The organism is Sphingobacterium puteale, from assembly GCF_050986225.1.
GTDB classification, from domain to species: Bacteria; Bacteroidota; Bacteroidia; order Sphingobacteriales; family Sphingobacteriaceae; genus Sphingobacterium; species Sphingobacterium puteale.
On record NZ_CP158959.1, the window covers coordinates 5,780,439 to 5,801,997 of the forward strand.

Sequence of the window (21,559 nt, forward strand, 5' to 3'; positions counted from 1 at the left end):
TAATATCCTATTTTTACCCTATAATCATCGAAATACTATTATGTCTTCAAAGAAAACGCTCATCTTAAATAAAGAACAAATAAAACAGAAGTCTATCCGTATTGCCTATCAGATTTTAGAAGACAATTTTGAAGACGAAACACTTGTTTTGGTTGGAATTGCCGATCGGGGTTATGTATTTGCACAACGCCTTCAGGCGATATTAAAGGAGATCTCAGACAAGGAAATTCTTTTGATTAAAGTGACCATGAAGAAAACAAGCCGGTCATTGAGTGCGGGCACGGATTTACCTGTTGACATAGCAAAAGACAAAACGATTATCCTAGTGGATGATGTATTAAATAGTGGCAGAGCGCTGGCTTACGGTTTGGGTGTATTCCTGAATGTTCCATTGAAGAAAATGAGAACTGCCGTACTGATCGATAGGAGTCACCACAAGTTCCCGATCTTCAGTGACTACTATGGCACCAAATTGTCCACGATCCTAAAAGAACATGTTACGGTTACCCTAGAAGAATTTGATAACGAAGAAGATGCAGCATGGTTGGTATAACCATGTTGCTATTTCTTTGACACTTTCAGTTTCATTCCCGGCTTAATCCGGCTTCCGTTCAGATCATTATCGCTTTTTAATCGGCTAACAGATACGCCATTTTTATTGGCTATCTGAGATAAGGTATCCCCCTTTCTAACCACATAGTATGCTGTACGTGTAGAAGCACGTTGTTGGCTCTTCTTGACCGATTTCTCAGCATTGTGTGCTAGTCTTGTATTGATATAATTATCTTCTTTCTTGATCGTTAGATTTTGTCCCGGTACGATTTGATTTCCGCGTAGGTTATTCCACGATTTTATATCCTGAACAGTAACTTCAAACTTTTCAGCGATGGAAGCGAATGTTTCCCCTACTTTGACCTTGTATTTACCGCCTTTTAAAAGCTCGGCAGGTTCATTGGCGCCAGCACTACTCGCCGTTGATACCGCAGCAGGAATAGGTGTAGTAAGCGCAGCGTAAAGTTCTTCGGTCGCTATTTTCTTATCCAATACAGGCAATACCAATCTTAGAGGTGTTTCTTCCGTACCATTTAAAATATTCTTTTTAAAGCTCGGATTTAGCGCACGAAGTGTTTCTTTGGATACGTTCATCACTTCCGCAATCTGGTTTAAAGAGATCCGTTTATTGACCTCCAATGCTTGAGTTCGTAGAGAAAGCTCAGTATCAGCAGCATTTATGTTGTTTTCCTCCGCATATTTCATCGCATAAGTCATGGCTATGAATTTGGGAATGTAATTTTGGGTTTGTTGGGTAAGATAGGGGGCAATATCCCAAAAGGTAGGCTTTTCCTTACCCGATCGTTGAATTGCCCTGCCCACAGCACCTTTTCCGCCATTGTAGGATGCAATTGCCAAAAGCCAGTCACCATATTGGTCATACGCCTCTTTCAATATCTTCGCGATCGCGTAACTAGAAGCAATGGGATCCATGCGTTGGTCGGTATAACTATCAACAGTCAAGTTATAAGTCTTTGCTTCATAATACATCAGCTGCCACAGCCCCGTAGCACCGGCGCTCGAAATATCCCTGGGGTTCAATGACGATTCGACCACACTGAGGTATTTCAGCTCCCTAGGCACTCCAACTTCGTCCAGAATACGATCAAACATCGGAAAGTAATACTGACCAAGCCCCATCATTCTACACATATATGGATTGTAATTATCAGAGGTGTATTTGGAGATCAGATCTTTTACCCGTGGTGAGTAATCTAAAGGTATTTCCCGCTCTATTGCTTTGAGTTTGCGAACAAGTTGTATTTCTTCGTCAGTAATAGTAACATCATCATTTCGGTTATTCCCTGAAGATTTAACACTGTCTAAGTATAGATAAATCTCCTGTTTTTCTTTTTCAATCCTTTCTTGGATGATTTGATGCGTGGCTTCTCTCATGCCTTCCACAGCGCTTTCTTGAGCCATGAGCGGCAGCATATAGCACACCCCTCCTAGTATTGAAATTAACGTCTGTTTTCCGATCATAAATTTACTGTTAAATCCAGGTTCGATTTTTTCTCTTAAAAATCAACAATAATCTAAACGTTTAGAAATGGGTTTTAGTATAAAAATGGTTCTGACCTATTCAGCTATAGGTCCAGAATAAAACAAAATACGATTTTGCTCAACACAAAATCGTATCTATATTACTAGGGAGATGATCTCCCTTATTTGGTATTATCTTCTACTTCGGATTTTTTTTCAGGGGAAGACTCATCTTTTTGGCCTTCTTTGAATTCCTTCACGCCCTTACCCAATCCGCGCATCAATTCAGGAATCTTCTTGCCACCAAATAATAGTAACAATATTACTACAATGATAATTAACTCCTGCCCCCCGATTCCCATGATTAATAATGATGTTGACATAACTATAATTTCTTGTTTTTCAATTCTTTTAAACTAAATCTTTTCTCTCTCCTTACAAATGTAATGATAATTATTAAATATAGTAATTATTTCTTATCTCGCCAACCAGGACATCGGGTTCAGTGGGGTTGATCCCTGATAAACAGAAAAGTCTACCATTGGTACGCCCGTATCTGAATCCACATCCGCCGTACCTATTGTTTGACCTGTACTTACCTTTTGCCCTTTAGACACACTTACACTACCCAAATTATTATATACTGTAAAGTACTCACCGTGTTTGATCATCACAATACGCTGTCCATACATCGTCAACACACTACTTACCTCACCTGCAAAAACAGCTTTGACAGCAGCACCAGTGGACGTTTGAATTTTCACTGATTCGTGATCCCAGTTTACATTTCTACCAACACTTTCTCCACCAAAGCCCTGCATGACCTTCGCATTGGAAACTGGCCAAGGCAAGCTGCCACGGTTAGATCTAAAATCATTGGAAAGCCTGATCGCTTCTGGTGTGCTACGCAAGACCTCAGAATCTGATTTACGCGCGGTATTGCCACTCTTCGTATTCGTATTGTTTTTACCTTTCGACGCATTTGCCGACTCATTGGCTTTCCGATTACGCGCGGCAGCAGCCTCAGCAGCACGGCGGGCAGCTTCTGCACGCCTTCTTTCAGCTTCAATTTCCCGTCTTATGATTTCTTTAATCGCTGCATTGATACGACGCTCCTCTTTTTGCTTTTGTGTAATATCTTTCTTCACGCCACGTTCCGTAACAATAAGCTCGCTCAGTTGCCCAGAGTAAACAGAACGCTGTTGAGCGATGGTTCGCTTCTCATTTTCTTGCTCCTTCATAAGTGCGACCTGTTTATTTCGATCGGCCTTCAACTGCGCAATTTTTTGCTCAATCTGTTTCTTTGTATTCTCAATATCAGCGGCTTTCAATTTTCGGGAATCATTAAATTGCTGTAAATATTTAACACGTCTAAATCCTTGGTTAAAATCTTTGGAAGCAAAAATAAACATCAACTTATTGTAGGCATTACGGTTACGAAAAGCAAACATGACCATTTTTTCATAATCACGTTTCATTTTTTCCAGTTCAGCCTTCAATTTGTTAACTGCAGCTGTATTGGCATTGATGTGTTTATTGATTACTGCTACCTCAGAAGTAATAGTATTTATCTTTTGTTCACGTAAGTTGATTTGCTTACTCAATGCTGTCACCTGCTGTTGTGTCAACGATTTTTCCTTGGCAATTTCTTTAACAGTTTTCTGCAATTCAGCAATTTCTCGATTGAGTTTCTCCCGTTGCTTTTCCAGCTCAGCCCTTGTCTGTGCCGCCGAAATACCAATCATCAAAATGAATGCTACTATACCAAATATCGTCTTCTTAAAGTTCATTTACAGTACTATTTATTTCGTATTTGCCTTTTTCCCAGCTCCATTATATTCATCAACACTAGCAAACTAAATGCGAAAGTAATAAATCTAACGGAAATAGATCACTTCTTATCGGATTACTTTATATCGCGATGACACTGAAAAAGGCATTTCAACAGGTTCATTAAACGTAACCTTGTTAAAATTAATTTCTGTTTTTATCTCCTGACTTCCATCGGAGATAATCATTTTTAACAGCATCGGAAATTCCTGTCCAGAGGCCATTGCATATTCACCATAGTTTGCTTCGAGCAACTGTTTCTTCGACAACTGTGACAACCGGAACTGGTAAGGCCGATTATTATTGTTCAATTTATATAGAAAATCAAGCTCATTCAATGTTCCATCCAATTGTACAGAATTCGGATCCTGCTGAAAGTTCACCGCATCAATATCTGACAAGAGGTTAATAGACAGATTCGCCAATAATAAATCCTGTAGATTAGCAAAAGTAAGATCCGGGCTGGCAAAACGGTATAGGTAGTCAAATGGTTTGACCAGATATTCGCTCTGAAACTTATTCAGGATCTGGACACTATCTGGTGTTATTAACATACGAGCGACTTCGATCCCAAGGGTTGCTGATATCGAAATCCAGATTTTTCTATCTTTTTCAATCCGGATATTAGAGGTGACATCGAAGTTATCCTTGCCGAGGTCGAGCCGCATTTTTGCTTTCCCTGAAAAGGTCGAGTAATTTAAATTGGTCAAAAAAAGATTACGCAAAGTCGTTTTCTTTGCCTCCCGTGTATCATCTTTAATGACCAGTTCATTCTCTGATTTGAGATCCGCTCCTTTCAGCAGTTTCTTTTTTGAGCTACAGGAAGAAAGCAGAAGAACCAGAATACCTACCCAAACAATTTTATTCCACATAACTTTTAGTCTCAATCTTCTTTTTTAGTTTCTGTTTACTCTCTTCAGAATCCATCCCTTTTTCCAATGCCAGATTCCATTGCTTCACCGCTTCTGTCGTCTTACCGAGCTTAACCAAAATATCGCCGTAATGTTCCAGTAATACTGCAGTCTGCGGATTTGTATTTTTTAGCGCCTTTTGAATCCAGACTAACGCATCCTCATATTTACCGTCGGCAAATAAGACCCAGGCATAAGTATCCTCAAATGTTCCGTTATTAGGCTGCATTGCGATAGCCATAGCAGCGTACTTTGTCGCTTCATCGAGTCGTTCTTTTCTTAACGATAAATAGTACGCTAAATTGTTCATGGCCGTCACATTTGTACTATCCAGTCGAATCGCTTCCATATAAGCTGCATCCGATTCTTTATACATCTTCAATGTATTGTAGATATCGCCCAGCCCACCGTAGATATTGGCTTGTAAAAAAGGAGTTTCATCCTGGGCGTTATTTAATGCAGCCTCCATAAACTTGCGACTATTCTCTGTATCCTTCTTCATCAGATAGGCCATGCTGGTAAAATAGAGTATGGTCGGATTATTGGCCACATAATGCAGGGCTTCACCACCATGAGCAATAGCTTGATCAAACTCGCCCTTATCCATATCCAAGCTCATTAACATCCGCCAAGCATCGATCTGATAAGGATTCATAGTTACGGCAACAGCTAACGAACTTTGCGCCGCCGTTTTATCTTCATTGAGCCACAATACCTGTCCTTTGGCCATGTGGCTCTCCGCTATTCGCGGATGAACCTCAACTAAGATATTAGCCAACTCCAAAAGCTGTGCATTTGTGTAGGGGCTTTTTGGGCCCAACAAAGTCATGATGATTCTATTTTTATCACCAAAATCAATCTTTTTAGATTGAAAGCCTTTTTTTAAGGCATCGAACGATAATTTGATCTTTTTATCAAAGCGGTACAGATCTGCTAAATCAAAATAAAGAAAATCTTCCTCTGAAATTTGAATTCCTTTATTGATATACTCTAAGGCAAGTTTTGAGTTTTTGGAAAGATTATAAGCCTGCGCCAATTGCCCATATACTTGGGCCAATTTGGTTCCTTTGTCAGCCCAAGGTTTCAAAAGGTCGATTACTGCCTTGTGATTACCGGCATCGTTCAACAGCACACTACCCACCATATCCAATGTATCGGAAGCAGATTCAATTTCCTTTGTTTTATAAAAATACTCCAACGCCGCGTCCTTATGTCCTCCGTTAAAAAGTAGCATCATTCGTTCACGCTTTAATGAAGCAGTATTATTATCATCTAAATCAATCAATTTATCCAAATAGATCAATGCACTATCTGCATCATTTTTGCTTTTGAATGCATCTATGGCGAAGCTGAGGTACTCGGGTTTCGGTTCAATTTCCAACGCGGTTTTTATTGCATCAATCGCGCCGTCCTGATTTCTCATTTGAGCAAAAAGGATCGCTTTTGTAAAATAGATATCATCTGCTTTGGGGTAATCTGCGAGTATAGCATCCAATGAATCCACGCCCGGCCCAATTTTCCCCTGCTTTAATATCTCTTGCACATTTTTGAGTCGCGTATCATAAGGTCTACTTTTTTTTTCTAATGATTGCGCCTGTAAAGCGCTGACGGTACCAAAGAGAAATCCAACAAAACTTAAAACAACACGTTTATTTAAAAAAGTCAATCTCATCTACTTCCACTAAATAATTAAAAATTCTTCCTGCAATATACTAACTAATGTAACAATATTCATTCGCGTAAGTTGTAAAAATATTGAGATTAGCCCAGTCCGCAAGAAACTTGGCTCGTTTTCAATAAAATAAGTGAAATAGATTTTAAAATATAGAATAATAGATGTACCTTTGCAGACCCTTGTGATAAGGGGAAGATAAATAAAATTTTACAAATTATTTAAACAAAAGCAAGTGAATACGTTAAGTTACAAAACTGTCTCTGCCAACAAGAACACCGTTAACAAAGAGTGGATCGTTGTTGACGCTGAAGGAGAGATTTTGGGGCGTTTGGCGAGCAACATCGCGAAGGTAATTCGTGGTAAGCACAAGCCTACATTCACCCCACACGTAGACTGTGGAGATAACGTTATTGTTATCAATGCAGACAAAATTAGATTGACAGGAAACAAATTAGGCGACAAAGTTTACGTACGCTATACTGGATATCCAGGTGGTCAACGTTTCGTTTCTCCTAAAGAGTTAATGGCTAAATTCCCTGAACGCATCATTGAGAAAGCTGTTCGTGGTATGCTTCCTAAAAACCGTTTAGGTCGTCAATTATTTAAGAACCTTTACGTTTATGCTGGTACTGAGCACAAGCATGAAGCACAAAATCCAAAACCAGTTAAATTTTAAGGAGAATCGACATGTCAACAACTAACACTTCAGGAAGAAGAAAAACTGCTGTTGCCCGCATTTACTTAACTGCTGGTAGCGGAAACATTGTTATAAACGGTAAAGACTACAAAGAGTATTTCCCAACATTACCTTTGCAATACATCGCTACACAATCATTAGGCGTAGCTGGTGAATTAGCAAACTTTGATGTAAAAGTAAACGTTAACGGAGGTGGTGTTAAAGGTCAAGCAGAAGCTGTTCGTCTAGCGATCGCTAAAGCTTTGGTTGAGCTTAACCCAGAAGTTAAACCTGCATTACGCGCTAAAGGTTTAGTAACACGTGATGACCGTATGGTTGAGCGTAAGAAACCAGGACGTCGTAAAGCTCGTAGAAGATTCCAATTCAGTAAACGTTAATCAAAGGAGGATCAAAAAATGGCAAGAACTACTTATCAAGATTTATTGGATGCAGGTGTGCACTTTGGTCACCTTACACGTAAATGGGATCCGAAAATGGCTAAGTACATTTTCATGGAGCGCAACGGTATCCACATCATTGACTTGAACAAAACTCTTACGAAATTAGAAGAAGCTGCTTCAGCTATTAAACAAATCGTAAAATCAGGTCGTAAAGTTTTATTCGTAGCAACGAAAAAACAAGCAAAAGAAATCATCGCACAGCAAGCTAAAGAGGTTAATATGCCTTTCGTTACTGAGCGTTGGTTAGGTGGTATGCTTACTAACTTCGCTACAGTTCGTAAGTCTATCAAAAAAATGTCTAACATCGACAAAATGCAAAAAGACGGTACTTATGATGTATTGTCTAAGAAAGAAAAGTTGATGATTCAACGTGAACGTATCAAATTAGAAAACCTTTTAGGAGGTATCGCTGATTTAAACCGTTTGCCAGCTGCTTTATTCATCATTGATGTGAAAAAAGAACACATCGCTGTTTCTGAAGCAATGAAATTGAACATCCCTACTTTCGCGATGGTAGACACAAACTCTGATCCTTCAAACATTGATTTCCCAATCCCCGCGAATGATGACGCTAGTAAATCTATTAGCTTAATCGCAAGCATTATTGGTCAAGCAATCCAAGAAGGTTTGGACGAGCGCAAACGCGACAAAGAAGAAGAAGCTGAAAAAGATGCTGCTGCTGCTAAAGCAAAAGTTGACAATAGTGAAGCTTCAGAAGCTAAACGTCCTCGCAAAGCGAAAGACGGAGAATAATATTTTTATTCCAAACCGGATAGCGTAGCGTTAGTTTCTGGAAAAGATTACTTTTCTTGAACTAGCCTATCTGTCCGGTTTTTTTGGTTTAACAACACTTGATGATCAAGGAATGTTAAACTTCATATTAGCTTAACATGTTTTAGGTTAATATTGTACAAAATTTTCAGTAGTAAACAATAATAAAAAGAAATAAACATGTCAGTACAAATTTCTGCATCAGATGTAAACAAATTGCGTCAACAAACTGGCGCTGGTATGATGGATTGTAAAAAAGCTTTGGTTGAGTCTAATGGTGACTTCGAAGCTGCTGTAGATTACTTGCGTAAAAAAGGTGCTAAAGTAGCTGCTAGCCGTCAGGATCGCGACTCTAACGAAGGTGTTATCATCGCTAAAGCAACTGCCGATGGTAAATCAGGTATCGTAGTTGAAGTAAACTGTGAAACTGACTTCGTGGCGAAAAACTCAGATTTCGTAGCTTTCGCAGAAAAAATCGCAGACCTTGCTTTAAATAACAAACCCGCTTCTTTGGAAGAATTAAAAGGTTTGGAACTTGATGGCAAGAAAATCGCTGATGCTTTGATCGAGCAAACTGGTGTAATCGGAGAGAAAATTGACGTTTCTAAATACGAAACAATCTCTGCAGAGAAAGTAATCGCCTATATCCATGGTAACTACCGTTTAGGTGTATTGGTAGGTCTTTCTGCTGATGCAGCTGGTGCTGAAGAAGCTGGTAAAGATGTTGCAATGCAGATCGCAGCGATGAACCCTATTGCAATTGATAAAGATGGTGTTGATCAAAACACAATCGAGCGTGAAATCGCTATCGCGAAAGAACAAATCATTGCTGAAGGAAAACCAGCAGATATGGCTGAGAAAATCGCTCAAGGTAAATTGAACAAATTCTTCAAAGACACCACTTTATTGAACCAAGAATTTGTAAAAGATTCTTCTAAAAATATCGCTCAATTCTTAGATTCAGTTTCTAAAGGATTGACTGTAACTGCTTTCAAACGCGTACAATTAGGCGCATAAGCAAGCTCCTTTTCTAGCAATAGATCGGATAAATAAAAACAGGGACTATTCACAAAATAGCCCCTGTTTTTATTTATAGACGGCTACTCCTTACAGCCTTATCCCCTCATCATTTATTATCATTCTCCGCATTTCCCTGTCTTTCAGCTACCGCTTTTTTTTTAATTCAAATTTATGTAACTTAAATTATATAAAAACGAAATAAGATATGGGCATGCTAAAAGACGATTCACTAAAAGGCAAACGCATTTTAATTACAGGCGGCGGTACTGGGCTAGGAAAAGCGATGACTGATTATTTCTTGGAATTAGGCGCCTCCTGTCTGATCAGCAGCCGAAAGGATGATGTGATTCAACATACAGCAAGGGAATTGTCTAACAAACATCAGGGCAAATGCCTCGCCATAGCAGGCGATGTTCGGAATTATGAAGATGTAGAACGTGTAGTTGCTTATGGGTATGAACAACTGGGCGGCATAGACATCTTAATCAACAACGCTGCGGGAAACTTTATATCCCCCACCGAACGCCTGAGTCATCGTGCTTTTGAGTCCGTCATTGGAATTGTACTTCAGGGAAGTATAAATTACACATTGGCACTAGGCAAACGCTGGATCGATAATAAGGATCAAAACAAAACGGTACTCAGTATCGTAACCACCTATGCCTGGACGGGTTCGGGATACGTTGTTCCTTCGGCTACAGCCAAGGCCGGTGTCTTAGCCATGACAAGATCTCTTGCCGTCGAATGGGGCAAGAAAGGGATACGTTTAAACGCTATTGCCCCGGGGCCTTTTCAGACTTCCGGTGCTATGGAACGCCTGCTTCCTGGCGAATTGGGAGAACTGTTATCTCCGACCAAACGGATCCCCCTTGGCCGTCTAGGTCAATTAGACGAGCTGGCAAATCTCGCCGCCTATCTTGTGTCTGACTATTCGAGTTACATCAATGGCGATGTGATAACAATAGATGGTGGAGAATGGTTAAAAGGCGCAGGAGAGTTTAACGGTCTGGATATTATTCCCGAGGAACAATGGGATAATATTGAGAAAATGACGCGAAATGCAAAAAGTACCTAATGATTTCCCTGTTTCAAAAACATCCAATTTTTCCCGTAAAAACCAACGGGTATAAGGCCAAAATAACGATATTTGCTCTTCGATGCCAGCTGGATATACATGATATTGGGATGCGTTCGATAGCTGATACCGTTCGCCAATCCTGTTTAACACTAAAGGTATTCGCGTGATCATTGCGGGCTATTCCGACAGAGAATATCACGGCATTCTGAGATTCATCAACAGTTTTTACAATAAAATCTACATACGTCTAATGAGCTTACTCTTCCTTCCTGAAAAAATCAAACATAAACAAAAGATCAATCTGCACGAATTAGGCTTTGATTTTGCTTTAGTTTATATCTCGGAAGGTCTCTTGGTATCGAAAAATACCGGAGCTAAATTTCTTAAAGAAAATTTACTTTTCCTGAACACTAGTTCAGAAATACTTGAAAGTAAGAAAGATTCAACTGTATTTATTTTATATTTCTCAAGTCACTACTTCAAAGATCTGCATCATATACAGCAAAATTTTTGTCTGTCCCACAATCCGCAACATATTTTCAATTCGGAAACATTACTAAATAAAAGCCTGTCCCTAAAAAAAGAAAACCGCAAGATAATCGAAAAAGTCTTGTCGTTGATTTATCAACAGGCGGAATCTGAAGAGGCGGCAACTTCCACATTTATTTTTCATCAAGTGATGTCGCTGTTTGCATTCATTGAAAATATATTAAAAGAACTGAACCTACCGGTCAATGAGTCTCGTGAAATGTCTCTGGAAATAGAGGCCTATATTCAACAGAACATCTATTTCCCTGACAAACTACAAATTAAAAATATAGCAGATCACTTTCAGATTTCAGCTAATTATTTCGGCGCTTTTTTTAAGAAAAGACAGCAGAAAAGCTACAAATTATATATTGATGATATCCGTATCCAACTTATTGAAGACAGGTTAGGATCTAGCCAATACACAATGAAACAGATTGTAGATGAACTGGGCTTTAACGACGAAAGCCACTTCACCAACTTTTATAAGAAAAAAAGAAATATGACCCCAAGCGCTTATAAAAGATCGAAGAAAGGATCTAGTTAATGATCAAGCTGAATGATTCCGTTGAGGTCATTGTTCAATGATCGTTGTATCGCTTCGTCTAAAATCAATATCTTTTGACCTTGAACCATGTGTTCTTCCCCCCCATTGGTATTTGCCTGTGTAGAATTGAACGACTCCAATTTCATGGGAAAATAAATTGGGTTCTCATCTTCCGAACGCCCGATAGTCAACAGGATATTATACCCTTGTAGACGTAAACTCTGTAATGTCTGATAATTTAAACGTTTGAAAATCATAGTGGCCAAGATTTACTGTTTTTAATAAAACATAATTGTTCTCCATTTGTTTGCTTTATCAGGACAAATTTTACGTTTTTATGGCAGTTACTTCAAAGTCATTTCGAGCTAAAAAAACAATGCATTTTCCTAATTATCAGCATTAATTTTTAAAACTTTTTATCTTCCAGCCTGTTTTATTACTGTAGATAAATCAGAGCATTATGGCTGGCACAGAACACAAAAAAACAAAGGGAAAGGTCGAATCAGATTACCCAGATTCAGAGCAAAACTTAACTTATAATGAAGAGCTGGAAAGTTATGAACTGGATGTAGATGACAATGATCCGGATTATGATCATCCGGCAGATTATGATACGCTATCTGAAGGGGCAATAGACGATGATTCAAGTTATGACGATTCCAACCCTTTTGTAGGCGATGAGTATGCTGATCGTGAAGATTTGGAGGAAGAGAATCTCGAGGATGCACATATGCGCATAGATACCTTCAAACATGACCGTTTATCCCCATTGGATAAAAAATTGGCCAAGAACAAAGAAGATCTAAGAGAGGATCTTGATGAAGAGGGATATCCAAAAAATGACAGGTAGTTTTCCGATTATAAAGTAGTTTTGAAAGGAGTCTTAGGACTCCTTTTTTATTTTATATTACATTTTTGCAAAGAAAATATGGAATTCGACATTCAAATAAGTGGGTAACTCTTTATTTTTATGTAAGTTTATGTTGAAAGTTTTAAATACATGGAAAGTACCTTACCGCTCATTCGTATTATTGACCTAAAAAAATCATACGGAACTAAAGAAATTCTAAAAGGAATCAATTTGGATATATTCCCAGGCCAGGTCATCGGCTATATAGGCCCCAATGGCGCAGGAAAATCTACGACAGTTAAGATCTTAACAGGCTTGATCGAAGATTTTACCGGACATGTCGAGATCAATGGTATCGATATTCAAAAGGATCCTCTTTCGATAAAATCCCTGCTCGGATACGTTCCCGAAAATGCGGAGCTATACGAAGTATTGACTCCGATGGAATACCTTGATTTCATCGGAAAATTATACGGTATGGACGATGTTACAATTCAAGAGCGATCCTTAAAATTATTGAGTGCATTTGGACTCGCCGCAAACGCTACAAGTAGAATGGATACCTTTTCTAAAGGCATGCGGCAGAAAGTACTTTTAATTTCTGGCATTATCCATAACCCGCAGATCATCATCCTGGATGAGCCCCTGTCCGGACTCGATGCCAACGCGGTGATTTTTGTAAAAGAACTCATATCATTGTTGGCCAAAGAAGGTAAAACTATTTTTTACTGTTCTCACATGATGGACGTCGTTGAAAAAGTTTCCGATAGAATCCTGTTAATAAATCAGGGAAGTATCATTGCGGATGGTACTATCGATGAACTGAAGTCGGATCCCAATGAATCACTTGAACATATATTTGCCAAATTAACCAATACCGATAATGGTGCACTGGATGCATCTAACATCATTCGCGCTATTCAATAATATGGAAAAATTTATTTTACGATTTATTCTTCTGTTTAGGAGTATCTGGGAAAGCCTAGGTGTGAACTATGCACAGTTTAAAATTATTTTAGAGACTAAAGTTACGCTAGACAATAGAAAACCGATCACATTTAAAAAACGGAACACCGGAAAATCCTCCTCTTCTACCTCCATTATACAATTTATTATGTATATGATCATTGGCCTGATGTTCATGGTTATTCTCATCCTTATTCCAGATCGTTACTTAGCTCTTGCTCTTATGCTACTCTGTTTTACCAGCATGCTCAGCATTACATTGGTATCAGACTTTTCACCCATACTTTTAGACACGAGGGACCAGTACATTATTATGCCAAAGCCCGTAAGCGATAGGACAGTGGCCTTATCACGAATAACATTTATCGCCATTAAACTTTTCAATCAGATTATTGCATTATGTCTGCCGCTAGTGGTGTATGTCTTATTTAACTGGGATATAACGGGCATTTTTCTATTGATTCTACAACTTCTATTGAGTACACTGATTGCGCTGGTTTTTGTCAACGGGTTCTATATGATCAGCATCAAATATCTGTCCATCCAAAAATTTAAAGATATTATTGCCTATATACAGATCGGACTTTCACTGATCATTTTTCTAGCCTATTATCTTGGTCCCAATCTGATTCAAAAAATTGTTGAGTCACAGCTGACAATTGAACAGCTTAAATTTCTATGGATATTTCCCAGTACCTGGGTCGCCTCTTTTCAGTCTTTGCTTCAGGGCGACCATAGCCTACAATCCATTATATTTTCCATTTTGGGCTTAGTTGTTCCTTTCTTTGGAATTTATGCTTGTACAAAATTATTTTCCAGAGGTTTTAATGCCAAAATAGCTGCTCTAGCAAGTAGTGATACACCGTTATCTGAAACTGGTCACTCGATTTCAAACACTGGTAAACAACGACCATTCTATAAAAAATTGGGTGCCAGTATATGCTCATCTCCGCTTGAAGAGGCTGGATTTAGTATTGTATGGCTTATAAGTTCAAAAACAAGAGAATTTAAACAGCAACTCTATCCCTCTTTAGCTTATCTTCCCATCTATTTTATATTCCTGTTTTTACGGACCGGCGAGGGGCTACCATTCGCAGAGACACTGGACAAATTAAGAGACTCGGGCCTATACATTATCATGTTTTATCTGTCACTGTTGACCATATTAACGGTATTTCAGCTGATCACGCAGAGTAATAAATATAAAGCAGCCTGGATCTATTATGCTGCTCCAATAGACCGTCCGGGGCAATTTATGACGGGGGTTCTTAAAGCCTGCCTCGTTAAATATGTGCTGCCATTTAACATTTTGTTTTTCTGTATCTGTGTTCCTTTATTTGGTATCAGTTCGATAAATGATTTATTGCTGTCCTCAGCTGTCGGTGGGATAGAAAGTATTCTCATCATGCTCTTTCTGGTCAAAAATTATCCTTTTTCCAAAGCAAGTCAGTCCAGTTCCAAAGCGCTGGTCAATTTATTGATTTTAGGCTTGCTGGGACTTTTGGGTTATCTTCATAAAGTGATTTTTCAATACGAACTATTGGTTTGGGGTTTAGCGGCGATTGGTTGGTTATTATTTTTTATCATGCTCAAATACCTCCAAAAAGACGATTGGAAAAGCCTCACTTTTGATGACAATTAAGCAATTACCATGAATATCAGCTGCAGTATAGGGTTCCATGCGCAAAACTGCAGTATGCCGTCCCGGCTTTGTGAATAAATCAATTACATCGGGTTGCTGCAGATCCCCCGGACACCAATACGGTTGTGCGTGACAACATGGGTTATTGCTGGCTTTTGCGCAATAGCATGATAGCCGATGATAAGCCACACAAGAATAAGAATAGGTCTGAAGTTCATTATAGTAATAGAATAATAGGTAAGAAAATGAGCAAATATACATTTAATATCGCAACCTATTATGAGCAAGTATATCAGGCATCGCTCACACGAAAATTGTATTAGATAACAACGCATGACCACTAACAGATGGCTGTCGATAGGCAGCGCTTAGGATGGAAACGTAAGCAAATAATATAAAATTGCTAGTGCACAAACCTTAAGGAATATAAACCAGTGAATCTTCTAAAGCTCAAGCAACTGTTCCAGTTGATTTAAGGAGAATTCTGATTGATCCGTGACTATTCCAAAAATTTAGTATCAAAAAAAAAAGAAAGTCTGAAATTAGACTTTCCTTCTTTAAGTAGCGGGGAGCAGGATCGAACTGCCGACCTCAGGGTTATGAATCCTGCGCTCTAACCATCTGAGCTACCCCGCCGTTTCGGTATGCAAATATACCACTTCACCTGTCAATTCAAAAGATTTTTTTATTTTTTTTAAGGATTTATTACGACCAAAAACCTACATCCCACACAACAAACTCATTCTTAACGAAGTAAAATAATGACTCAATCGCAAAAAAAGTCGGGATAAGATGCTAAGATTTTTAATTCAAAAAATTGTGAAAAAGCCTTCAACTTTTCACAAAAAAACTTGCAATAACAAAATAAATATGTATTATTACAAATAATAAGTTTATGTAATAGAAAGCAAAATGGAAAGAGATTTGTAGCGGGGAGCAGAATCGAACTGCCGACCTTTGGGTTATGAATCCAACGCTCTAACCATCTGAGCTACCCCGCCATTTTGGGAATGCAAATATAGCTTATTTTTGATTTAAACAAACTAAAATTTAAAAAAACATTTATATGGCAGATAAAATAAAATTCCAACTAGAATATATCATCAACTCTTCACCTAGAATTTTATTTCCGTATTTGCAAGAACCAAACGAACTGGCTCAATGGTTTGCAGATGATGTAAACTACAAAGACACTGTTTATACCTTCATTTGGGATGATGAACCGCATCGCGCAAAAATCGTAGCTTCCAAAGAAAACAAATCAGTGCGTTTTAAGTGGCTCGATGATGATCCATACTATTTCGATCTAGAGATAGATCAGGATGAGCTGACAAACGATGTTGCACTTAAAATAACAGATTTTGCTAAAGAAGAGGACTTGGAAAATAGAAAATTAATCTGGAAAAATTCAATCGTCTATCTTCAGAGTGTTATAGGTGCATAAAAAAACCTATCTTTGCAATATATTTTCACCAAGGGCTCTAAAAGAGCTCCTTGGCTGGAAGATGCTTTAATGTAAAGGCATCAATTTGCTTAGCGTCACGGATGAAAAAAGTTCATTTACTTATTCTTCAAGCTTTCATTAAACCATTCATCGTCACATTTTTTATTGTGATGTTTGTATTATTGATGCTTTTTCTATTCAAATACATTGATGATTTGATCGGAAAAGGATTCGAGTGGTATACCATTATGGAGCTTATTGGGTACCAATGCGTTGTTCAGATTCAAATGGCAATGCCCTTATCCATGCTATTGTCTTCCATTATGACCTTCGGTAACCTGGGGGAAAGCTATGAGCTCGTGGCGATCAAGGCTGCAGGTGTGTCGCTACGCAAAGCCATGACTCCCTTATTTGTACTTGTTGCAATTTTTGCCTCAAGTTCCTTTCTATTTTCCGATTACATCTTACCGGTTGTCAACCTAAAAATGGGAACCCTATTGACAGATGTCCGCAATAAAAAAGCTGATTTTCTAATCAAACCGGGTATTTTTAACAATACAATACCGGGATACTCCATTCGTGCAAGAGGAAAAAATAAGGAAGGAACGATTCTATATGATCTGATGATTTATGATCATCGCGGGGGCAATACCGCCAACAATGTTTTGATGGCTAAAGAGGGATACATTTATAATTCGCCTGACAACAGCTATATGATCCTCAAATTGAAGGATGGAATACGCTATGAAGAGTCGCGAACCAAGAACTCAAAAACATACGATCCACGCCAGCAATTCACACGATTTAAGTTTAAGGAGACGGAACAGAAGTTTGACATGGGGAGTTTTCAACAAGGCAAAACGGATGAAAGCCTTTTTAAAAGCCACCATGCCATGCTAAATCTCAAGCAATTGGACATGTACATTGACTCGAACCATATCAAAATTGACAGTATGGGCAGGGCAATTACAAGAACCCTGGATACACGTTATAATATTTATTCAAAGTATTTCAATGCCGTTCAACCAGGACAAGCTAAAGTAAAAGAAGCAAAAATTAAACCTTATAACGATTTAGTAGCTGATTTAGTGCCGCCTGAACAACGGACTCAGGTCACCATGAATGCGTTGAGCCAGCTAAACTATTTAAAAGAAGATCTCAATAGCCGTACACTTGAATTTAAGGACTACAAGACCAAAGATATTCGGTATCGGATCGAATGGCATAGAAAATTCACATTAGCGGTATCCTGTCTTCTTTTATTTGCTATTGGAGCACCTTTAGGCGCTATTATTAGAAAAGGTGGTCTCGGTCTTCCGGTCGTTATGGCCATTATCTTCTTTTTAATCTATCATATCATCTCTACTGTCGCCGAAAAAACAGCCAAAGATGGTGCGATATCGTCAGCTGTGGGTATGTGGATGGCCATTATCATATTGACGCCACTAGCAGCATTTTTAACCTATAAATCAACCACAGATTCAGCACTATTTGATATAGATCAGTATAAATTAAAAGCTGAAGCAACCTGGAAGTGGATCAAAGAGAAATTTGGTAAAAAGGATAAATTAAAGGAGTCACATTAGATTTGTGACAGCCTTATTATAAATAAAATTAGATTCTACACTAACTTTGTATCAATACAATTTAACAATAAATGGAATTCAAATTAAACACGATCGAAGAAGCGATCGCTGATATACAGGCAGGAAAAGTAGTTATCGTCGTAGATGACGAAGATCGTGAAAATGAAGGTGATTTCGTCACCGCCGCCCGCAACGCAACTCCCGAAATTATCAACTTTATGGCAACCCATGGCCGAGGTTTAGTATGTGCTCCTATTACCAAAGAAAGAGCTGATGCTTTACATCTTGACCTTATGGTAGGGCAAAATACTGCCATTTACGAGACTAATTTCACCGTTTCTATTGACTTACAGGGATATGGCTGTACAACAGGAATCTCGGCATCCGATCGTTCAAAAACCATCAAGGCAATGATCGACCCAAATATTCACTACGAAGAGTTAGGCAGACCGGGACATATCTTTCCATTGATTGCTAAAGACGGTGGTGTACTGCGTCGTACAGGACATACCGAAGCAACTGTTGACCTTGCCCGTTTGGCAGGTTTTGAACCAGCAGGTGTATTAGTCGAAATCTTAAAAGAAGATGGTGAAATGGCAAGACTACCAGAATTAATGGAAGTTGCCAAAAAATTTGATCTAAAAATTATCAGTATTGAGGACCTTATTGAATACCGCTTAAAACACGATTCGTTGATCAATGAAGAAGTAACGGTCAATATGCCCACGCAATATGGTGATTTTCAAATGAAAGCTTTTACACAAAAAGATACTGGTGAACAACATCTTGCTCTTTATAAAGGAGAATGGAACGAAGACGAACCTATTCTTGTCCGTGTACATAGTTCTTGTGTGACAGGCGACATTTTTGGCTCCTGCCGTTGTGACTGCGGGCCTCAACTTCACAAGGCAATGGAAATGATCCAAAAAGAAGGAAAAGGAGTGATTGTCTATATGAATCAGGAAGGCCGTGGTATTGGACTGATCAATAAATTGCATGCTTACAAATTGCAAGAGAATGGATTAGATACTGTTGATGCCAATGTGCAACTTGGATTTAAAGCTGATTTGAGAGACTATGGTGTAGGAGCACAGATCCTGCGAAACCTTGGGGTAACTAAAATGCGTCTGATGTCCAATAACCCTACAAAACGTGCAGGACTCGTCGGTTATGGTTTAGAAATTGTAGAAAACGTTCCAATTGAAATAACAGCGAATCCCTACAATGAGGAATATCTGAAAACAAAAAGGGATCGTATGGGGCATACCATTATGAAGAATTTATAATAAAGATCCGAAAGAATTTCAAAAGCGGTGTTTTTCTAGGGAAAAACACCGCTTTTTTATGAAAGATGTGATGTTATCATGGCAGTTCTTTCGAGAAATAGAAGTAACTTTATATTAATGGATACGCAAGGGAAACATATCATCTTTTTTGACGGTGATTGCTTAGTTTGTAATCGTTTTGTTCAAATTCTATTGAAAATAGACACCAATAATAGGTTTCTGTTTAGTTCCTTACAGTCTGACTTTGCTAAAAATAGTTTAAATGCGATTCCAAAAAATATAGATTCCATCATTTATTTATCACCCGCAGGTAGATATATCAAAAGCGAAGCGATATTGAATATCTGCAAAACTTTAGGTCTTCCCTATTCAATCGTTTATTTTTTAAAAATACTACCCAAAAAATGGCGTGACGCAGGTTATGATTACTTTGCAAAAAATCGTTACAAATGGTTTGGCACAAATAAGTATTGTGCGGTTCCCAATGAGCAGCAACGAAAAAAATTCGTCTAGATAAAGCTTCCCATAAAATCGTTTGTCTGCGAAACAATAGGTAGAAGAATTTTGTTCCAAAAGCAGCTGATATACCAAGCAGACCAAGATGATGATATGTCCACAAGAATAAATAAGTAAGGGGCACATGTAGAAGCGATGCCTTAACAAAAAATAATGAATCCAATGAAAAATCCACTCTTAATTGACAAAGCCTATATAAACGGAAAATTCATCACATCAAAAAATACGTTTGATGTCGTCAACCCCGCCACTGGAAAAACAATCGCATCCTTACCTGATTTAAAGGTTGCAGATTGCACAAAAGCCATACAGGCTGCTGATAAAGCATGGAAAAGCTGGAAAAATACAACAATTTCGGAACGATGTCTTATTGTTCGCAATTGGTACAATCTCATTCAACAAAATAAAGACCGACTTGCAGAAATTATAACACTTGAGAGCGGAAAGCCGCTCAACGAGTCGAAAGTAGAAGTAGATTACGGGAATTCATTTGTTGAGTGGTTTGCAGAAGAGGGTAAGAGAGCCTATGGGGAAACGATCCCCACTCAGAAAAAAGGGATAAGAATGATGACCATCCGACAAGGAGTCGGCGTCGTCGCAGCAATTACGCCTTGGAATTTCCCTTTAGCCATGATTACTCGAAAAGTCGCTCCAGCACTTGTTGCAGGTTGTACAGTTATACTCAAACCCGCCTCCCAAACACCTTTGTCCGCAATCGCGTTGGTCAAACTAGCCGAAGAGGCAGGCCTGCCAAAAGGTGTCTTTAACGTTATTACCGGAAAGGACAGTGCTGGTATCGGAAAGGAACTTGCCACCAACAACCTAGTGCGAAAACTATCTTTTACGGGCTCTACTGAGGTTGGCAGAACATTGATCGAACAGTCCGCCTCAAACATTAAGAAAGTCTCCATGGAACTCGGAGGAAATGCACCTTTTCTTGTTTTTAACGACGCAGATATTGATGCCGCCGTGGAAGGTGCTATCGCCGGTAAGTTTCGTAATTCCGGACAAACCTGCGTCTCAATCAACCGTTTTTTGGTCCAGGAAGACGTTTACGACGATTTCGCTACAAAACTAGCCCATGCTGTGGGTCAATTAAAGGTAGGCAACGGCTTAGATAAGGGTGTTCAAGTTGGACCTTTGATCAATGCCAAAGGTTTGGAAAAAGTACAACATCACGTCCAAGATGCTCTAAAGCATGGAGCAGAACTGGCAACTGGAGGTAATGTAATCAAAGACCTATTCTTCCAGCCAACTGTACTGACCAATATCCCTAAAGAGGCCCTAATATTTCACGAGGAAACTTTCGGTCCAGTCTGTGCATTATTCAGTTTCAAAACAGAAGAAGATGGTATCGCCATGGCCAATCAGACTGAATTTGGTCTTGCCTCCTATTTCTACAGTACCAATATCAATCGTTGTTTCCGTGTTGCCGAACAATTGGAGGCGGGCATGGTAGGTGTTAACACGGGATTAATATCGAATGCAGCAGCCCCCTTTGGTGGGGTAAAACAATCTGGCGTCGGCCGTGAGGGATCAAAACATGGCCTAGATGAGTACATGGAATTGAAATACATCTGTTTCGCCGAATAAATACGACATAGCTTAACTGAAAGGGGTTACTCATACCACAAAATCCATTGTTGCTTGGAAATTTGATGCAGATAGCCCCTTTGTTCATATAGCTAATCTCATTTGACCTCGTTCATAGGCAATTGGAATTAAAAAGGTTAATTTC

General features: G+C 38.8%; 21 protein-coding genes and 2 tRNA genes. 15 read left to right on the forward strand and 8 right to left on the reverse strand.

Annotation, left to right across the window (positions count from 1 at the left end; all coding sequences use genetic code 11):
• Positions 1–40: 40 nt before the first annotated feature.
• Positions 41–553 carry a phosphoribosyltransferase family protein gene (locus ABTV71_RS24210; protein WP_433901374.1) on the forward strand — a complete coding sequence of 171 codons (513 nt, stop codon included), beginning with the start codon at positions 41–43 and terminating at the stop codon, positions 551–553.
• Between the two features lie 8 nt (positions 554–561).
• Here the strand turns inward: ABTV71_RS24210 and ABTV71_RS24215 are convergent, their stop codons facing one another.
• The 5 genes from ABTV71_RS24215 to ABTV71_RS24235 all read right to left on the reverse strand — a co-directional run bounded on the left by ABTV71_RS24215 (position 562) and on the right by ABTV71_RS24235 (position 6,447).
• Positions 562–2,034, reverse strand: coding sequence for a LysM peptidoglycan-binding domain-containing protein (locus ABTV71_RS24215; protein WP_433901375.1), 1,473 nt, complete (start codon positions 2,032–2,034; stop codon positions 562–564).
• Between the two features lie 182 nt (positions 2,035–2,216).
• Positions 2,217–2,417, reverse strand: coding sequence for a twin-arginine translocase TatA/TatE family subunit (gene tatA, locus ABTV71_RS24220; RefSeq protein ID WP_108636737.1), 201 nt, complete (start codon positions 2,415–2,417; stop codon positions 2,217–2,219).
• A 93-nt stretch (positions 2,418–2,510) separates the two neighbouring features.
• Positions 2,511–3,824 (reverse strand): murein hydrolase activator EnvC family protein, encoded by a 1,314-nt coding sequence (locus ABTV71_RS24225; RefSeq protein ID WP_121127167.1) that lies wholly within the window; start codon positions 3,822–3,824, stop codon positions 2,511–2,513.
• A gap of 108 nt (positions 3,825–3,932) precedes the next feature.
• On the reverse strand, positions 3,933–4,736 hold the full coding sequence (locus ABTV71_RS24230; RefSeq protein ID WP_121127166.1) for a DUF4292 domain-containing protein: 804 nt from the start codon (positions 4,734–4,736) through the stop codon (positions 3,933–3,935).
• Positions 4,726–6,447: a tetratricopeptide repeat protein gene (locus tag ABTV71_RS24235; protein ID WP_433901376.1), complete on the reverse strand. Its 1,722-nt coding sequence runs from the start codon at positions 6,445–6,447 to the stop codon at positions 4,726–4,728. The genes ABTV71_RS24230 and ABTV71_RS24235 overlap by 11 nt, the downstream gene beginning before the upstream one ends.
• A gap of 235 nt (positions 6,448–6,682) precedes the next feature.
• On the opposite strand from ABTV71_RS24235, the gene rplM reads away from it, so the two are divergent.
• From rplM to ABTV71_RS24265, 6 genes are all read left to right on the forward strand, one after another.
• Positions 6,683–7,126 carry a 50S ribosomal protein L13 gene (gene rplM / locus ABTV71_RS24240; protein WP_077437655.1) on the forward strand — a complete coding sequence of 148 codons (444 nt, stop codon included), beginning with the start codon at positions 6,683–6,685 and terminating at the stop codon, positions 7,124–7,126.
• Positions 7,127–7,137: 11 nt separating this feature from the next.
• Complete coding sequence (gene rpsI / locus ABTV71_RS24245; RefSeq protein WP_108636733.1) at positions 7,138–7,524, forward strand: 30S ribosomal protein S9; 387 nt, start codon at positions 7,138–7,140, stop codon at positions 7,522–7,524.
• A gap of 18 nt (positions 7,525–7,542) precedes the next feature.
• Positions 7,543–8,340 carry a 30S ribosomal protein S2 gene (rpsB, locus tag ABTV71_RS24250; RefSeq protein ID WP_104385702.1) on the forward strand — a complete coding sequence of 266 codons (798 nt, stop codon included), beginning with the start codon at positions 7,543–7,545 and terminating at the stop codon, positions 8,338–8,340.
• Between the two features lie 198 nt (positions 8,341–8,538).
• On the forward strand, positions 8,539–9,375 hold the full coding sequence (tsf, locus tag ABTV71_RS24255; RefSeq protein ID WP_108636732.1) for a translation elongation factor Ts: 837 nt from the start codon (positions 8,539–8,541) through the stop codon (positions 9,373–9,375).
• Positions 9,376–9,589: 214 nt separating this feature from the next.
• Positions 9,590–10,453 (forward strand): SDR family oxidoreductase, encoded by an 864-nt coding sequence (locus ABTV71_RS24260; protein WP_121127200.1) that lies wholly within the window; start codon positions 9,590–9,592, stop codon positions 10,451–10,453.
• 253 nt (positions 10,454–10,706) lie between these two features.
• Positions 10,707–11,531: a helix-turn-helix domain-containing protein gene (locus ABTV71_RS24265; protein ID WP_433901377.1), complete on the forward strand. Its 825-nt coding sequence runs from the start codon at positions 10,707–10,709 to the stop codon at positions 11,529–11,531.
• Here the strand turns inward: ABTV71_RS24265 and ABTV71_RS24270 are convergent.
• Positions 11,528–11,788, reverse strand: coding sequence for a hypothetical protein (locus tag ABTV71_RS24270; RefSeq protein WP_433901378.1), 261 nt, complete (start codon positions 11,786–11,788; stop codon positions 11,528–11,530). The genes ABTV71_RS24265 and ABTV71_RS24270 overlap by 4 nt on opposite strands.
• Before the next feature lie 203 nt (positions 11,789–11,991).
• Here ABTV71_RS24270 and ABTV71_RS24275 point away from each other — a divergent pair, with 203 nt between their 5' ends.
• From ABTV71_RS24275 to ABTV71_RS24285, 3 genes are all read left to right on the forward strand, one after another.
• The gene (locus ABTV71_RS24275; protein ID WP_433901379.1) at positions 11,992–12,381 is read left to right on the forward strand and encodes a hypothetical protein; all 390 of its coding nucleotides are present in this window, start codon (positions 11,992–11,994) and stop codon (positions 12,379–12,381) included.
• A 150-nt stretch (positions 12,382–12,531) separates the two neighbouring features.
• On the forward strand, positions 12,532–13,308 hold the full coding sequence (locus tag ABTV71_RS24280; RefSeq protein ID WP_433901380.1) for an ABC transporter ATP-binding protein: 777 nt from the start codon (positions 12,532–12,534) through the stop codon (positions 13,306–13,308).
• Position 13,309: 1 nt separating this feature from the next.
• Positions 13,310–14,989, forward strand: coding sequence for a hypothetical protein (locus tag ABTV71_RS24285; RefSeq protein WP_433901381.1), 1,680 nt, complete (start codon positions 13,310–13,312; stop codon positions 14,987–14,989).
• Positions 14,990–15,551: 562 nt separating this feature from the next.
• Here ABTV71_RS24285 and ABTV71_RS24290 read toward each other — a convergent pair.
• Both ABTV71_RS24290 and ABTV71_RS24295 read right to left on the reverse strand, forming a co-directional pair.
• Positions 15,552–15,625, reverse strand: a tRNA-Met gene (locus ABTV71_RS24290).
• A gap of 291 nt (positions 15,626–15,916) precedes the next feature.
• A tRNA-Met gene (locus ABTV71_RS24295) sits at positions 15,917–15,990 on the reverse strand.
• 65 nt (positions 15,991–16,055) lie between these two features.
• Between ABTV71_RS24295 and ABTV71_RS24300 the strand changes: the two genes are divergently transcribed.
• From ABTV71_RS24300 to ABTV71_RS24320, 5 genes are all read left to right on the forward strand, one after another.
• Positions 16,056–16,433, forward strand: coding sequence for an START-like domain-containing protein (locus tag ABTV71_RS24300; protein WP_028070596.1), 378 nt, complete (start codon positions 16,056–16,058; stop codon positions 16,431–16,433).
• Between the two features lie 101 nt (positions 16,434–16,534).
• Entirely contained in the window at positions 16,535–18,019 is a 1,485-nt protein-coding gene (locus ABTV71_RS24305) for an LptF/LptG family permease (protein WP_433901382.1), read from the forward strand.
• A 71-nt stretch (positions 18,020–18,090) separates the two neighbouring features.
• Positions 18,091–19,305 (forward strand): bifunctional 3,4-dihydroxy-2-butanone-4-phosphate synthase/GTP cyclohydrolase II, encoded by a 1,215-nt coding sequence (locus ABTV71_RS24310; protein WP_121127158.1) that lies wholly within the window; start codon positions 18,091–18,093, stop codon positions 19,303–19,305.
• Positions 19,306–19,383: 78 nt separating this feature from the next.
• Positions 19,384–19,818, forward strand: coding sequence for a thiol-disulfide oxidoreductase DCC family protein (locus ABTV71_RS24315; RefSeq protein ID WP_433901383.1), 435 nt, complete (start codon positions 19,384–19,386; stop codon positions 19,816–19,818).
• A 165-nt stretch (positions 19,819–19,983) separates the two neighbouring features.
• Positions 19,984–21,414: an NAD-dependent succinate-semialdehyde dehydrogenase gene (locus tag ABTV71_RS24320; RefSeq protein WP_121127199.1), complete on the forward strand. Its 1,431-nt coding sequence runs from the start codon at positions 19,984–19,986 to the stop codon at positions 21,412–21,414.
• The last annotated feature ends 145 nt before the right edge of the window (positions 21,415–21,559 follow it).

Excerpts from the sequence above, each read along its gene's own strand:
- rpsI (WP_108636733.1), top strand. The coding sequence starts at position 7,138 with ATGTCAACAACTAACACTTCAGGAAGAAGAAAAACTGCTGTTGCCCGC.
- tsf (WP_108636732.1), top strand. The coding sequence starts at position 8,539 with ATGTCAGTACAAATTTCTGCATCAGATGTAAACAAATTGCGTCAACAA.
- ABTV71_RS24275 (WP_433901379.1), top strand. The coding sequence starts at position 11,992 with ATGGCTGGCACAGAACACAAAAAAACAAAGGGAAAGGTCGAATCAGAT.
- ABTV71_RS24320 (WP_121127199.1), top strand. The coding sequence starts at position 19,984 with ATGAAAAATCCACTCTTAATTGACAAAGCCTATATAAACGGAAAATTC.
- ABTV71_RS24270 (WP_433901378.1), bottom strand. The coding sequence starts at position 11,788 with ATGATTTTCAAACGTTTAAATTATCAGACATTACAGAGTTTACGTCTA.
- ABTV71_RS24300 (WP_028070596.1), top strand. The coding sequence starts at position 16,056 with ATGGCAGATAAAATAAAATTCCAACTAGAATATATCATCAACTCTTCA.
- ABTV71_RS24265 (WP_433901377.1), top strand. The coding sequence starts at position 10,707 with ATGAGCTTACTCTTCCTTCCTGAAAAAATCAAACATAAACAAAAGATC.
- ABTV71_RS24215 (WP_433901375.1), bottom strand. The coding sequence starts at position 2,034 with ATGATCGGAAAACAGACGTTAATTTCAATACTAGGAGGGGTGTGCTAT.
- ABTV71_RS24310 (WP_121127158.1), top strand. The coding sequence starts at position 18,091 with ATGGAATTCAAATTAAACACGATCGAAGAAGCGATCGCTGATATACAG.
- rpsB (WP_104385702.1), top strand. The coding sequence starts at position 7,543 with ATGGCAAGAACTACTTATCAAGATTTATTGGATGCAGGTGTGCACTTT.
- ABTV71_RS24260 (WP_121127200.1), top strand. The coding sequence starts at position 9,590 with ATGCTAAAAGACGATTCACTAAAAGGCAAACGCATTTTAATTACAGGC.
- ABTV71_RS24280 (WP_433901380.1), top strand. The coding sequence starts at position 12,532 with ATGGAAAGTACCTTACCGCTCATTCGTATTATTGACCTAAAAAAATCA.
- ABTV71_RS24210 (WP_433901374.1), top strand. The coding sequence starts at position 41 with ATGTCTTCAAAGAAAACGCTCATCTTAAATAAAGAACAAATAAAACAG.
- ABTV71_RS24305 (WP_433901382.1), top strand. The coding sequence starts at position 16,535 with ATGAAAAAAGTTCATTTACTTATTCTTCAAGCTTTCATTAAACCATTC.
- ABTV71_RS24230 (WP_121127166.1), bottom strand. The coding sequence starts at position 4,736 with ATGTGGAATAAAATTGTTTGGGTAGGTATTCTGGTTCTTCTGCTTTCT.
- ABTV71_RS24225 (WP_121127167.1), bottom strand. The coding sequence starts at position 3,824 with ATGAACTTTAAGAAGACGATATTTGGTATAGTAGCATTCATTTTGATG.
- tatA (WP_108636737.1), bottom strand. The coding sequence starts at position 2,417 with ATGTCAACATCATTATTAATCATGGGAATCGGGGGGCAGGAGTTAATT.
- ABTV71_RS24235 (WP_433901376.1), bottom strand. The coding sequence starts at position 6,447 with ATGAGATTGACTTTTTTAAATAAACGTGTTGTTTTAAGTTTTGTTGGA.
- ABTV71_RS24285 (WP_433901381.1), top strand. The coding sequence starts at position 13,310 with ATGGAAAAATTTATTTTACGATTTATTCTTCTGTTTAGGAGTATCTGG.
- ABTV71_RS24315 (WP_433901383.1), top strand. The coding sequence starts at position 19,384 with ATGGCAGTTCTTTCGAGAAATAGAAGTAACTTTATATTAATGGATACG.